Source organism: Idiomarina sp. 017G, from assembly GCF_004362265.1.
Taxonomy (GTDB): Bacteria; Pseudomonadota; Gammaproteobacteria; order Enterobacterales; family Alteromonadaceae; genus Idiomarina; species Idiomarina loihiensis.
Genome location: NZ_SNWT01000001.1, coordinates 214,158 through 227,268 on the forward strand (window position 1 = coordinate 214,158; position 13,111 = coordinate 227,268).

Below are 13,111 nucleotides of genomic sequence, written 5' to 3' on the forward strand. Positions count from 1 at the left end.
CCTGTGTTGGGTATTGAAATTCGAACATAGGCACCCCAGATAAGGGGTAACGAAACAAATTACATGAATAAGAAGTTGGAGACGAATCATGGGTAAAACGATTGGTATAGATTTAGGTACAACAAACTCTTGCGTTGCTGTACTGGATGGTGGCAAAGCTCGCGTTATTGAAAATGGCGAAGGCGACCGTACAACGCCGTCAGTAGTTGCATTTACTGACGATGGCGAAATTTTGGTAGGTTCACCGGCAAAACGCCAGGCAGTAACCAACCCAAATAAAACCTTGTTTGCGATTAAGCGCCTAATTGGCCGTCGCTTTCAGGACGAAGAAGTACAGCGTGATATCGGCATTATGCCTTACAAAATTGTTAAGGCTGACAACGGTGACGCATGGGTAGAAATTGATGGTGACAAAAAAGCGCCACCACAAATTTCTGCGGAAGTCCTGAAAAAGATGAAAAAAACCGCCGAAGAATTTCTGGGCGAGAAAGTAACGGATGCGGTAATTACTGTACCGGCATACTTTAACGATGCTCAGCGTCAGGCAACAAAAGACGCCGGTAAAATCGCGGGTCTTAACGTCAAACGTATTATTAACGAGCCAACAGCCGCAGCTTTGGCGTACGGTATGGACAAGAAGTCCGGCGACAACGTGATTGCTGTGTATGACTTAGGTGGTGGTACATTCGATATCTCTATTATTGAGATTGACGAAGTTGAAGGTGAGCATACCTTCGAAGTACTGGCAACTAATGGCGATACGCATTTAGGTGGTGAAGACTTTGATAACCGCTTAATCAACTACTTAGTTGAGCAGTTCCAAAAAGACCAGGGCATAGACTTACGTAAAGATCCGCTGGCGATGCAGCGCTTAAAAGAAGCTGCAGAGAAAGCGAAAATTGAACTGTCATCTGCGCAGCAGACCGAAGTGAACTTGCCGTACATTACGGCAGACAACGCTGGTCCTAAGCACATGGCCATTAAAGTGACCCGTGCGAAGCTGGAATCACTGGTTGAAGACTTGATTAAGAAGTCACTTGAGCCACTGAAACAGGCGTTAGCCGATGCGGATCTGTCTGTCAGCGACATTCAGGACATCATCATGGTCGGTGGTCAGACTCGTATGCCGAAAGTACAGGCTGCGGTAACGGACTTCTTCGGTAAAGAACCACGTCGCGATGTGAACCCTGACGAAGCTGTTGCAGTGGGTGCTGCGGTTCAGGCTGGCGTATTGCAAGGTGACGTTAAAGACGTATTGTTGCTGGATGTTTGTCCTCTGTCGCTGGGTATAGAAACCATGGGCGGCGTAATGACGAAACTGATTGAGAAGAACACTACGATTCCGACTAAAGAATCGCAAACCTTCTCAACGGCTGAAGATAATCAGTCCGCGGTAACCATTCATGTTATTCAGGGTGAGCGTAAACGCGCAGGGGATAATAAATCTCTGGGGCAGTTTAACCTGGAAGGTATTCGTGCGGCATCGCGTGGCGTACCACAAATTGAAGTGACTTTTGACATTGATGCGGACGGCATTCTGCACGTATCAGCCAAAGATAAAGACACAGGTAAAGAGCAGAAGATTACTATCAAAGCTTCTTCTGGTCTGGATGAGTCTGAAGTCGATAAAATGGTTAAAGATGCCGAAGCGCACGCTGAAGAAGATAAGAAGTTTGAAGAAATGGTACAGGCGCGTAACCAGGCGGACGGTTTGGTTCATGCAACCCGTAACCAGCTGAAAGAAGTTGGCGATGCCTTGTCTCAGGAAGACAAAGACGCTATTGAGAAAGCTTGTGAAGAACTTGAGCAAGCGTCTAAAGATGGCGACAAAGAAGCCATTGATGCGAAATCTCAGGCGTTGATGGAAGCATCACAAAAACTAATGGAAGCAGCTCAGCAGCAACAGGCACAACAAGGTGCTGAAGGTGCCGCTGGCGGTGAACAGCAGTCTTCCAAAGCGGATGACGATGTCGTTGATGCTGAATTTGAAGAAGTCAAAGACGACGATAAGAAGTAAGCATTAAGGCAACTTCGCAAAAGCACACGGGTGTTGCCGCAAGGTAATACCCGTGTATTTGTATCAGGCTGACAAACAGCACAGATAGAAGACGAAGAAATTATGGCGACGCAAGATTTTTATCAGGTTCTGGGCGTATCGAAAGACGCCAATGAACGTGACATTAAAAAAGCCTACAAACGTATGGCGATGAAGTATCACCCGGACAGAACCGAGGGTGATAAAGATATGGAAATTAAGTTTAAAGAGATTAAGCAGGCGTACGAAGTTCTTTCTGATCCTCAGAAACGCCAGATGTATGATCAATATGGGCATGAAGCTTTCGAACAGGCACGCCAGGGCGGAGCTGGCCATGGTGCTGGCGGATTCGGCGGTGGCGGTGCTGATTTTGCTGATATCTTTGGTGATGTCTTCGGTGATATTTTTGGCGGCGGCAGACGTCAGCAAGCCCGCGCGCAACGTGGCGCAGATTTGCGCTACAACCTGGATATGTCGCTGGAAGAAGCGGTTCGGGGTAAAACCGTTGAGCTAGAAATTCCAACGCTGGTAGAATGTCGCGACTGTAATGGTAGTGGTGCGAAAAAAGGTAGTAAGCCGCAAACCTGTGGTCATTGTCATGGCTCAGGTCAGATTCAGATGCGCCAGGGCTTTTTTGCCGTGCAGCAAACTTGTCCTCAATGTCGTGGAACCGGCACGATTATTAAAGATCCTTGTCGCACATGTCATGGTCATGGCCGTAAAGAAGAGACTAAAACCTTGTCGGTTAAGATTCCGGCGGGGGTCGATACCGGTGACCGCATTCGTTTAGCGAATGAAGGTGAAGCGGGCGAACATGGCGCACCGGCAGGTGATTTATACGTTCAGGTTCACGTACGGGAGCATCCTATTTTTGCCCGCGACGGCAATAATTTGTTCTGTGAAGTCCCTGTAAGCTTTACTAAAGCGGCTCTTGGTGGTGACATTGAGGTTCCAACTCTGGAAGGCAAAGTAAAACTGAAAGTGCCTAAAGAGACACAAACGGGTAAACATTTCCGGTTACGTGGTAAAGGCGTTAAGTCAGTTCGCACGGGTGAAGTCGGCGACCTGATTTGCAAAGTGGTGATTGAAACCCCTGTAAATCTGTCATCTAAACAGCGTGACATGTTGGAAGAGCTTGAAAATTCGATGGGAACTGGTGATGAAGCTGCAAAATTCCGACCCAAAGAAAAAGGTTTTTTCGACGGTGTGAAACAATTCTTTGATGACTTACGTAGCTAGATTGTCTATCACTATAATAAGTGAGTGAGTTAAAAGACCGGAGGCAGTCAATGAATTGGAAGACAGTAGCGTTAAGTGCCTGTACGTTGGTTGTACTGGCCAGTTGTGCAAAATCTCCGACGGGACGCTCGCAGTTGCAACTTTATTCAAGTAGCGAATTGAATAAAATGGGGGCTGCCTCCTACGAAGAAATGCGCGAAGAACAGAAAATTAATGACGATGCTGAGGTCAATGCTTACGTGCGTTGTGTCAGCGATGCATTAATAGAAAATTTGCCAGGAAATTATAGTCAGATGGACTGGCAAGTTACTGTTTTTGCAGAGCCTACGGTCAATGCTTTCGCTCTGCCCGGTGGTTATATTGGCGTATACGACGGCCTGATAGAGGTTGCCGAAAACCAGCATCAGCTTGCTGCAGTTATTGGGCATGAAATTGGCCACGTTATTGCTGAGCACAGTAATGAACGCATCTCCAGCAACATGATGGTCGGGCTTGGCTTACAGCTTGGCGGTATTCTCGCCAGTACTCAACTGGACAACGATAAAGCCGGTTTATTAATGGCCGCGTTGGGCGTAGGAGCTCAGGTTGGTATCCTGCTGCCTTATTCACGCACTCATGAATCGGAGTCGGATGAATTGGGGATGGAATATATGGCTGACGCTGGCTTCAAACTGGAAGAGGCTCCTGAGCTTTGGCGTAATATGCAATCGGCCTCAGACGGTGAGTCGCCGCCCGAGCTGTTGTCAACTCACCCGAATCCCCAAACTCGTATTAAAGATCTTGAAGCGCTGATCCCTTCGTTGCAAGAGCGTTATTCTGCGGCTCGTGCCGCCGGAAAAACACCAGCCTGTCAACGGCCTGCTTCGGTCGGCAGTTCAGACAAATAAAGTAACAGAGGGAATGATCCTGTTCCCTCTGCCTTTCAAAAGGTTATAACCTAGTTCAATTTATTCTTTTTGCCCTTATCCTTAAAGTTTTACCCTAGCTCCCATTTTTATAAAGCGGCTGGGGAATTATGTTTAAAGCGTGGTTTGCAATTCCATTTTGGCAACGTGTTTTAGGTGCCTTTGTATTAGGCATGCTCATAGGTGGACTGGCTCCTGAAGTTGGAGTTGCGCTTAAGCCTCTTGGCGATTTATTTATAAAAGCCATTAAAATGCTGGTCGCGCCGCTTATTTTCTGTGCCATTGTCAGTGCCATTACGGATTTGAATGATGGAAAAAAATTAGGCCGCTTGGGTGCTAAAACCATAGGTTTATTTATGCTGACCGCGGTGATTGCCAGTGCTATTGGCTTAACTCTGGCCAGTTTAATTGACATGAGCCCTGCAGCTACGTTGACCGCAACGGAGCAAAACGAAAAGCAAATTCCCGGTATAGCCCAGGTTTTCCTCAATTTTGTGCCGAGTAATCCTTTTGCTGCTTTAACCGAAGGTAATGTGCTGCAAATCGTTGTTTTTGCTGCTTTGGTTGGTATTGCTATTCAACGCTTAAAAGACAAGGGCGAGCCTTTGCGCAAGACGATAAAATCAGGCGCCGAAGTCATGTATGAAATTACCCGCATGGTGTTGCAGTTAACGCCTGTTGGTGTGCTTGGTTTAATGTCCTGGGTTATTGGTGAATACGGTTTTAGTACCTTACTGCCCCTGGCGAAGTTTGTTGGTGTTATTTATTTGGCTTGTCTTATCCATATTGTGGTGGTTTACGGCGGTTTAATTCGCACTGCTGGCGGTATGAGCCCCTGGCAGTTTTTCAAAGCGATATTTGACGCACAGATAGTCGCCTTTACCACGTGCAGTTCGTTTGGATCATTACCTGCCGCGCACCGAGCCGTTACCGAAAGGTTGGGCGTTTCTAAAAACTATGCCAGCTTTGTGTTACCACTGGGTGCAACGATTAATATGGATGGTTGCGGTGGTATTTATCCGGCCGTTGCGTCTATTTTTATTGCGCAGCTGTACGGAATACCATTAGAGTGGATGGACTATGGCTTGATCATGTTGACGGCAACTATAGCGTCAGTAGGAACTGCGGGTGTACCAGGCACCGCTTTAGTGATGCTGACCGTAACGCTGAATGTTATTGGCTTACCTTTAGAAGGTATTGCTTTTATCGCAGCTATTGACCGAATAATCGATATGGCCCGAACCCTGACTAATGTGACCGGCGATATGATGGTTTCTAGAGTTGTTGCGCGTAGTGAAAACCTGTTGCAGGATCAAACTCATTTAGCGACGGAGTCAAAATAATGATCAATGTGGGCGTATTCGGAGCCTCAGGCAGAATGGGACAAGCGGTTATTCAGGCTTTGGCGGACGATAACGAAGCTAAGCTGGGTGCAGCCATTGTCAGAAAAAGCAGTAACAGTTACGGCGACAGTGCGACAGAGAACGAGCCCGTTCATTTTATTAGCGCCGACGAATTGCAGCCCGAGCAGGTTGATGTCCTTATTGATTTTTCTTTGCCTGAAGCACTCACTGAAAACCTGAAGCTTGCTGAACAATATCAATTGCCTATTGTTGTTTGTACGACGGGGTTAAACGAAGAACAGAAAGAACGTCTGGCTCAGGCGGCCGAGACCGTGCCGGTGCTGTATGCCAGTAATACCAGCATTGGCATTGCTTTGCTTGAACAGCTGGTTGGTTTAAGCAGTGCTGCATTACCCAATGCTGATATTGAGATTTTCGAGGCGCATCACCGGCACAAAAAAGATGGCCCGTCCGGAACGGCGCTGAGTTTGGGGCAGGCTGCCGCAAAAGGCCGGCAGCAAAACTGGGAACAGGTTAACGACGGTATCCGCTCTGACGGTCTGCGTAGCGACGATGGCATTGGCTTCTCTGTAATGCGGGCAGCGGATATTATCGGTGAACATCAAGTCACTCTGGCGGTTGCGGGTGAACGCATTGAGATTGGACACCGTGTCAGCAATCGAAAAACTTTTGCCGACGGAGCCTTACGTGCCGCTAAGTGGCTCGACGAACAAGCGCCCGGTTTATATAGCCTGCAGGACACCTTGAATTTGCAGGACATACTGCAACGCATGCTCAAGCAATAAATACCGCTGGACGGTTTTCGTAATATTTCGTAGAATGGCGGGAATTTGCCTGAATCAGTCCGAAGGCCGGCGTGATTTGGCAAAACGCGCGGTTCAGGACGCAAGACGGGGAAGTCAAATTATTGATTTACCCGTTTTTTTATGTACGGAGGTTGCCCTTGAGTATTCTAGCGAGTCAATCCGCTAAACGAGCGATTCTGGTGCTTGCTGACGGGACCGTGTTTCGCGGAACCGCTATCGGAGCCGAAGGCTCTGCAGTCGGCGAAGTGGTCTTCAACACGGCCATGACAGGTTACCAGGAAATTCTTACTGACCCATCTTATACAGAACAAATCGTTACTCTCACTTATCCCCATATAGGCAATACCGGTATTAACTCTGAAGACGCAGAGTCTGATCAGGTTTGGGCGAAAGGACTTATCATTAGAGATTTGGCAATGAAAGCCAGCAATTTCCGTAGTGAGGAAACGCTAAGCGCTTACTTGCAACGTCACAATGTGGTGGGCATTGCAGATATTGATACGCGTCGTTTAACTCGCATTCTGCGCGAGAAAGGTGCGCAAAATGGCTGCATTATGGTTGGCGAGCTGGATGAAAATAAAGCGCAGGAACTGGCTCAGAAGTTTCCGGGCTTAAAAGGAATGGACCTTGCGAAAGAAGTTTGCTGCGATAAGCCTTACGACTGGCAGGGCGGCAGCTGGCAGCTTGGCGAAGGCCACACCAAACCAGAGCAGAATAAATACCATGTAGTCGCTTACGACTATGGTTGTAAACACAACATTCTGCGTTTGCTGGCAGACCGAAACTGTAAGATTACAGTCGTACCGGCTCAAACGTCGGCCGAGGATGTACTGGCATTAAAACCCGATGGGGTTTTCCTATCGAATGGTCCGGGCGACCCTGAGCCTTGCGATTACGCGATCACAGCAATCAAAGCCTTATTGGATAAAGACATTCCAATTTTTGGTATTTGCCTTGGTCATCAATTATTGGCTATTGCCAGTGGCGCGCACTCCATGAAAATGAAGTTTGGTCATCACGGCGCTAACCACCCGGTACAAGATTTAAAAACGAAACGGGTGATGATTACCAGTCAGAACCATGGCTTTGCCGTTGATGAAAAGCAGCTGCCGGATAACCTGGAAGTGACTCACGTGTCTTTGTTCGATGGCACATTGCAGGGTATTCGCCGCAAAGATAAGCCGGCCTTTAGTTTTCAGGGGCACCCTGAAGCAAGCCCTGGGCCGCACGATGCCAGTGAACTGTTTGACCAATTTATTGAATTGATGCAGGCCAAAGCCTGATTCGTCGAATGATATTCGATGCCGTCATCCGTAGCGAAAGGACAGATAGAGCGACTTTATGCCAAAACGTACCGACATTAAAAGCATTCTGATTCTGGGTGCAGGCCCTATTGTTATCGGCCAGGCCTGTGAGTTTGATTACTCCGGCGCTCAAGCGTGCAAAGCGCTGCGCGAGGAAGGTTACCGAGTCATTTTGGTAAATTCTAACCCTGCTACCATTATGACTGACCCGGAAATGGCCGATGCAACTTATATCGAGCCAATTCACTGGGAAGTAGTAGAGAAAATTATTGAGCGTGAGCGTCCGGATGCGGTGTTACCGACCATGGGTGGCCAAACCGCTTTGAACTGTGCGCTGGATTTAGACCGCCACGGTGTGCTGGAACGCTACAAGGTTGAAATGATTGGCGCTAATGCCGATGCGATTGATAAAGCGGAAAACCGAGATCGCTTCGATAAGGCAATGAAAGCGATTGGTCTGGAAACACCGAATGCTGAAATGGCTCATAGTCTTGATGAAGCCTTTGATGTGCTTAGCCGATTAGGTTTCCCTTGCATTATTAGACCGTCCTTCACTATGGGCGGCAGTGGCGGTGGTATTGCTTATAACCGCGAAGAATTTGAAGAAATTTGCCGCCGGGGTCTGGACTTGTCGCCAACCAATGAGTTGTTAATTGACGAATCGCTACTGGGCTGGAAAGAGTACGAGATGGAAGTTGTGCGCGATAAAAGCGATAACTGCATCATTGTCTGTACTATTGAAAACTTTGACCCTATGGGTATTCACACCGGTGACTCAATTACGGTTGCGCCTGCCCAGACGTTGACAGACAAAGAATTCCAGCTAATGCGTGATGCGGCAATGGCCGTTCTGCGCGAAATCGGTGTGGAAACTGGTGGTTCAAACGTACAGTTTGGTGTTAATCCGGACACCGGACGTATGGTCATTATCGAGATGAACCCACGGGTTTCGCGTTCATCCGCTTTGGCATCAAAAGCTACAGGCTTCCCAATTGCTAAGGTTGCAGCGAAACTGGCAGTTGGATACACGCTTGATGAACTTGAGAACGAAATAACCGGCGGCAAAACGCCCGCGTCTTTCGAGCCTGCATTAGATTACGTGGTCACAAAAATACCGCGCTTTAACTTTGAAAAATTTGCTAACTGTAATGACCGGCTGACCACACAAATGAAGTCGGTAGGTGAGGTGATGGCTATTGGCCGTAACTTCCAGGAGTCAATGCAAAAAGCATTGCGTGGTCTAGAGCTTGGTGCCTCAGGTTTTGACCCTATTGTGGACTTAGAAGCTAAAGATGCCCGTTCAAAAGTTATCCGTGAATTAAAAGAACCGGGTGCAGAGCGTATTTGGTATATCGCCGACGCTTTCCGCTTAGGTATGACGGTACGCGAAGTCTTTGAACTAACGCGTATAGATGAGTGGTATCTGATTCAAATTGAAGAGCTTGTCGACCTTGAAAAAGAGGTTGATGAACTTGGTTTAGCCGGGCTCACCGCAGACGTGATGACGGTGCTGAAACGTCGTGGTTTTGCTGACTCCCGTATAGCCGATGTTCTGCATGTGAGTGAAGCAGAAGTTCGTAAAAAGCGTTATAAGTATAAAATTCATCCCGTTTACAAACGTGTTGATACCTGTGCGGCTGAATTCGCCTCTGGCACAGCTTATATGTATTCAAGCTACGATGAAGAATGCGAAGCAGCGCCGACGGACAATGACAAAATTATGGTTATTGGTGGCGGACCAAACCGTATAGGGCAGGGCATTGAGTTCGATTATTGCTGTGTGCATGCCTCGCTGGCGCTGCGTGAAGACGGTTATGAAACCATTATGGTGAACTGTAACCCGGAAACAGTGTCTACCGACTATGACACATCAGATCGTCTATACTTTGAGTCTATTACTCTCGAAGATGTCCTCGAAATTGTTCGTATTGAAAAGCCTAAAGGGGTTATTGTCCAATACGGTGGCCAGACTCCGTTGAAGCTGGCGCGTGAGCTTGAGGCTAATGGCGTGCCGATTATCGGTACGTCGCCTGACGCTATTGACAGAGCTGAAGATCGCTCAAGATTTCAGACTGCAGTGCGTCGTTTAGGGCTGAAGCAGCCCGAGAACTCAACAGTCACAGGCTTTAACGAAGCATTAACTGAAGCAAAACGTATCGGCTATCCTTTAGTCGTGCGCCCATCTTATGTGTTGGGTGGCCGTGCGATGGAAATCGTTTATGACGAAGCCGACCTGCAACGTTATTTGACTGACGCGGTCAAAGTGTCAAACGACGCACCGGTACTGCTGGATCGTTTTCTTGATAACGCGATAGAAGTGGACGTTGATGCCATCTGCGATGGTACCGACGTGCTAATTGGCGGCATTATGCAGCATATAGAGGAAGCCGGTGTTCACTCAGGTGACTCTGCGTGTTCATTACCTCCGTACTCATTGAGTGACATTATTCAGGCTCAATTACGTGAACAAATGCGTAAGCTAGCCTTTGAATTGAATGTGAATGGCTTGATGAATGCGCAGTTTGCGGTTAAAGACGATGAAATTTATCTGATTGAGGTAAACCCAAGAGCTGCTCGAACCGTACCTTTTGTTTCTAAAGCAACAGGTGTGCCGTTAGCCAAAGTGGCAGCGCGGGTAATGGTTGGCCAGTCACTGCAAGAGCAGGGCTATGTAAAAGAAATTATTCCACCGTATTACTCGGTGAAAGAAGTGGTTATTCCTTTTGCAAAATTTCAGGGCGTGGATCCGATTCGCGGACCTGAAATGCGTTCAACCGGTGAAGTTATGGGTGTGGGTGAAAGCTTTGAAGAAGCTTATGCGAAAGCCAACCTGGGTGCCGGCGAAGCGTTGGCCAAAAAAGGTAAAGCACTCATTTCTGTAAAAGACAGTGACAAGCAACGCTTGATGGACTTAGCCCGCGGCTTATTGGCATTAGGCTTTAGTTTAGAAGCAACGCGCGGTACAGCCAAAATGCTTGGCGAAGAAGGTATTGACTGCAGTATTGTAAATAAACTGCAAGAAGGCCGTCCAAATATTGTTGATGCGATTAAAAACGGCGAATATTGCTATATTATAAATACAGTAGAAGGCCGTCAGGCGATTGAAGACTCGGTCTATATTCGCCGCGAAGCACTATTGAATAAAGTTATTTACACCACAACATTGAATGCTGCGTTTGCGACAGTAAAAGCAAATACAGCGGATGATCGGGCTCGGGTGAGCTCGGTACAAGAATTACATAAAAGGGTATCGTTAATATGAACCAGATTCCAATGACGGAACATGGCGCGCAATTATTACGTGATGAGCTTAAACGTTTAAAAACGGTAGAGCGTCCGCGCATTGTTGAAGCTATTGCTGATGCTCGCGAGCATGGTGATTTAAAAGAAAATGCGGAATATCATGCAGCGCGTGAACAGCAAGGTTTTTGCGAAGGCCGTATTCAGGAAATTGAATCCAAGCTTTCCAACGCACAGATTATTGATGTAACTAAGGTACCAAATAACGGCAAAGTTATTTTTGGCTCCACAGTCACCGTTTACAACACGAAAACGGACGAAGAAGTTACTTATAAAATAGTTGGCGATGATGAAGCGGATATTAAATCAAACTTAATTTCTGTGAATTCACCCATTGCGCGTGCGCTTATTGGTAAAGAAATTGATGATATTGCGACAGTAACGACACCTAACGGTGAAGTTGAATACGAGGTTGTTGCAGTACAATATAAGTAATATCAAAAATGAGTGTATAAAAGGCTGGAAACGTAAGTTTACCAGCCTTTTTCTTTTTATTAGCTTTTCAAATACATTCCTGTTTGTTTTTTATACTATCTATTGTATAGTTTGCTCTTATCTTTTTTCTAACATTAAATTTACAAGAGAAGATGACAATGGACAAGGAACAGTCACTATCATTTAATACTCTTCAATATACACCTCTTGATGAACTCACTGTCACGGAGTGTTTCGAGCGTTTAAAACTCATCTCACAGAAGGCAACTTATAAAGATGTTTCTGTGTGGTTAGGCCGCAACGCCAACGACTATGCCAACTGGAAACGTAGTAACAAGTTACCTTTTGCCGAAATTATCCGTAAACTACTGCAAGAAAGAATTTCTCTTAACTGGTTTTTCGCTCCGGGTTATACCTTGCATGAACCCAGCTACACTTATACTCAGGGTGACTATGTTAAGAGCAGTGTGGTAGAGGAAGAACGCAAACGGCGAATTGAGTTTTTAAAAGCTCACAAGAAGATAGAGCCGTTATTGAAAGTCTACGGGCTGCAAGATGACGAAAAATGCATGACTTTGATGCTGGATGCGTATTTTTCCACTACCGATAAGTGGATGGAGAAATCGCAGGCATTAGAGTTAGTAGCGAAAGCATTAGCTCTTAAGCCTGCGATTCAAAGAATTACCCGCGAGGAAGACGAATCTTAGGTTCTTCTGCAGCACGGTATATCACTTGTGTTTTACCGATAATTTGCACTTCAGCGGCACCTGTTTCATGTACAATGGTTGCCATAATTTGCTTTCTGAGCTCGCGGTCTTCTTCCGGAACTTTTATTTTAATCAGTTCATGGTGGTCAAGTGCTTGCTCAATTTCTGCAAGAACACCTTCAGTAAGGCCGTTAGCCCCAAGTAGTACGACGGGTTTAAGCGGATGTGCTAAACCTTTTAAATGCTGTTTTTGCTTATTACTTAATGACATTCGATAATATCCGTTTTAGAGCTTGATTTTTTAACATTGTAACGCCAGATCAGGTATTCAGGCCAGACAATTAAGGAAACTTCGTTAAATCATGGGAAAAAAACGCAGTGTGAGTAGTCAGCGCTGGCTGAAAGAACATTTTGACGATCAGTTTGTCCAAAAAGCACAGAAGAAGGGATTACGATCCCGCGCTGTTTTTAAATTGGAAGAAATACAAAAACGGGACAAACTGATCAAAAAAGGTCAAACCGTCGTTGATCTAGGAGCGGCCCCGGGTGGGTGGTCACAATACGTTGCCGACTACTTTAATGGTGACGGTCAGATTATTGCTTGTGATATTTTAGCGATGGACCCAATCGCCGGAGTCGATTTTCTTCAGGGCGATTTTCGTGAAGAATCGGTACTAGACGCTTTATTGGAACGTATCGGTGGTAAGAATGTTGATGTGGTGCTGTCTGATATGGCACCTAATATGAGTGGCAATGGTACGGTGGACCAGGCACGCTCTATGTATTTGGTAGAGCTGGCGCTGGACATGTGCAATCAGGTTTTGAAACCCGGCGGAAGTTTTGCCGTCAAAGTGTTTCAGGGGCAAGGTTTTGAATCTTTCCTGAAAGATGTACGAGCAGCGTTTAACGATGTGAAAACGAGAAAACCAGAGTCCTCGAGAGCACGTTCGAGAGAGGTCTACTTGGTAGCGACAGACTATAAACTGTAGTACCCTGTTGGGTAGTTGATTTTTAAT

At 46.6% G+C, this 13,111-nt stretch carries 11 protein-coding genes; 10 read left to right on the top strand and 1 reads right to left on the bottom strand.

What is annotated here, in order from left to right; all coding sequences use genetic code 11:
- Window positions 1–88 precede the first annotated feature (88 nt).
- The 9 genes from dnaK (at window position 89) to DEU30_RS01040 (ending at window position 12,095) form a co-directional block, all read left to right on the top strand.
- Complete coding sequence (gene dnaK / locus DEU30_RS01000) at window positions 89–2,017, top strand: molecular chaperone DnaK (protein ID WP_114981553.1); 1,929 nt, start codon at window positions 89–91, stop codon at window positions 2,015–2,017.
- Window positions 2,018–2,119: 102 nt separating this feature from the next.
- Entirely contained in the window at window positions 2,120–3,274 is a 1,155-nt protein-coding gene (dnaJ, locus tag DEU30_RS01005; protein ID WP_114981552.1) for a molecular chaperone DnaJ, read from the top strand.
- A 50-nt stretch (window positions 3,275–3,324) separates the two neighbouring features.
- Entirely contained in the window at window positions 3,325–4,161 is an 837-nt protein-coding gene (locus DEU30_RS01010; protein ID WP_114981551.1) for a M48 family metallopeptidase, read from the top strand.
- 128 nt (window positions 4,162–4,289) lie between these two features.
- Entirely contained in the window at window positions 4,290–5,522 is a 1,233-nt protein-coding gene (locus tag DEU30_RS01015; RefSeq protein WP_114981550.1) for a dicarboxylate/amino acid:cation symporter, read from the top strand.
- Entirely contained in the window at window positions 5,522–6,328 is an 807-nt protein-coding gene (gene dapB, locus DEU30_RS01020; protein WP_114981549.1) for a 4-hydroxy-tetrahydrodipicolinate reductase, read from the top strand. The genes DEU30_RS01015 and dapB overlap by 1 nt, the downstream gene beginning before the upstream one ends.
- Window positions 6,329–6,486: 158 nt before the next feature.
- On the top strand, window positions 6,487–7,632 hold the full coding sequence (gene carA / locus DEU30_RS01025) for a glutamine-hydrolyzing carbamoyl-phosphate synthase small subunit (RefSeq protein ID WP_034820125.1): 1,146 nt from the start codon (window positions 6,487–6,489) through the stop codon (window positions 7,630–7,632).
- Between the two features lie 58 nt (window positions 7,633–7,690).
- Entirely contained in the window at window positions 7,691–10,915 is a 3,225-nt protein-coding gene (carB, locus tag DEU30_RS01030; RefSeq protein ID WP_034820138.1) for a carbamoyl-phosphate synthase large subunit, read from the top strand.
- A complete protein-coding gene (greA, locus tag DEU30_RS01035; protein ID WP_011234230.1) occupies window positions 10,912–11,388 on the top strand; it encodes a transcription elongation factor GreA in 477 nt (158 codons plus the stop codon). Before carB ends, greA begins: the two co-directional genes overlap by 4 nt.
- 158 nt (window positions 11,389–11,546) lie before the next feature.
- Window positions 11,547–12,095: a hypothetical protein gene (locus tag DEU30_RS01040; protein ID WP_114981548.1), complete on the top strand. Its 549-nt coding sequence runs from the start codon at window positions 11,547–11,549 to the stop codon at window positions 12,093–12,095.
- On the opposite strand, the gene yhbY is transcribed toward DEU30_RS01040, so the two are convergent.
- On the bottom strand, window positions 12,070–12,366 hold the full coding sequence (gene yhbY / locus DEU30_RS01045) for a ribosome assembly RNA-binding protein YhbY (protein ID WP_011234228.1): 297 nt from the start codon (window positions 12,364–12,366) through the stop codon (window positions 12,070–12,072). The genes DEU30_RS01040 and yhbY overlap by 26 nt on opposite strands.
- 91 nt (window positions 12,367–12,457) lie before the next feature.
- On the opposite strand from yhbY, the gene rlmE reads away from it, so the two are divergent.
- Window positions 12,458–13,084, top strand: a complete 627-nt coding sequence (gene rlmE / locus DEU30_RS01050) for a 23S rRNA (uridine(2552)-2'-O)-methyltransferase RlmE (protein ID WP_114981547.1) — start codon at window positions 12,458–12,460, stop codon at window positions 13,082–13,084.
- The last annotated feature ends 27 nt before the right edge of the window (window positions 13,085–13,111 follow it).

What these genes read in the sequence shown, in the direction of transcription:
- carB (WP_034820138.1), top strand. Translation starts at nt 7,691, where the DNA reads ATGCCAAAACGTACCGACATTAAAAGCATTCTGATTCTGGGTGCAGGC.
- DEU30_RS01040 (WP_114981548.1), top strand. Translation starts at nt 11,547, where the DNA reads ATGGACAAGGAACAGTCACTATCATTTAATACTCTTCAATATACACCT.
- DEU30_RS01010 (WP_114981551.1), top strand. Translation starts at nt 3,325, where the DNA reads ATGAATTGGAAGACAGTAGCGTTAAGTGCCTGTACGTTGGTTGTACTG.
- yhbY (WP_011234228.1), bottom strand. Translation starts at nt 12,366, where the DNA reads ATGTCATTAAGTAATAAGCAAAAACAGCATTTAAAAGGTTTAGCACAT.
- dnaJ (WP_114981552.1), top strand. Translation starts at nt 2,120, where the DNA reads ATGGCGACGCAAGATTTTTATCAGGTTCTGGGCGTATCGAAAGACGCC.
- dnaK (WP_114981553.1), top strand. Translation starts at nt 89, where the DNA reads ATGGGTAAAACGATTGGTATAGATTTAGGTACAACAAACTCTTGCGTT.
- dapB (WP_114981549.1), top strand. Translation starts at nt 5,522, where the DNA reads ATGATCAATGTGGGCGTATTCGGAGCCTCAGGCAGAATGGGACAAGCG.
- greA (WP_011234230.1), top strand. Translation starts at nt 10,912, where the DNA reads ATGAACCAGATTCCAATGACGGAACATGGCGCGCAATTATTACGTGAT.
- DEU30_RS01015 (WP_114981550.1), top strand. Translation starts at nt 4,290, where the DNA reads ATGTTTAAAGCGTGGTTTGCAATTCCATTTTGGCAACGTGTTTTAGGT.
- rlmE (WP_114981547.1), top strand. Translation starts at nt 12,458, where the DNA reads ATGGGAAAAAAACGCAGTGTGAGTAGTCAGCGCTGGCTGAAAGAACAT.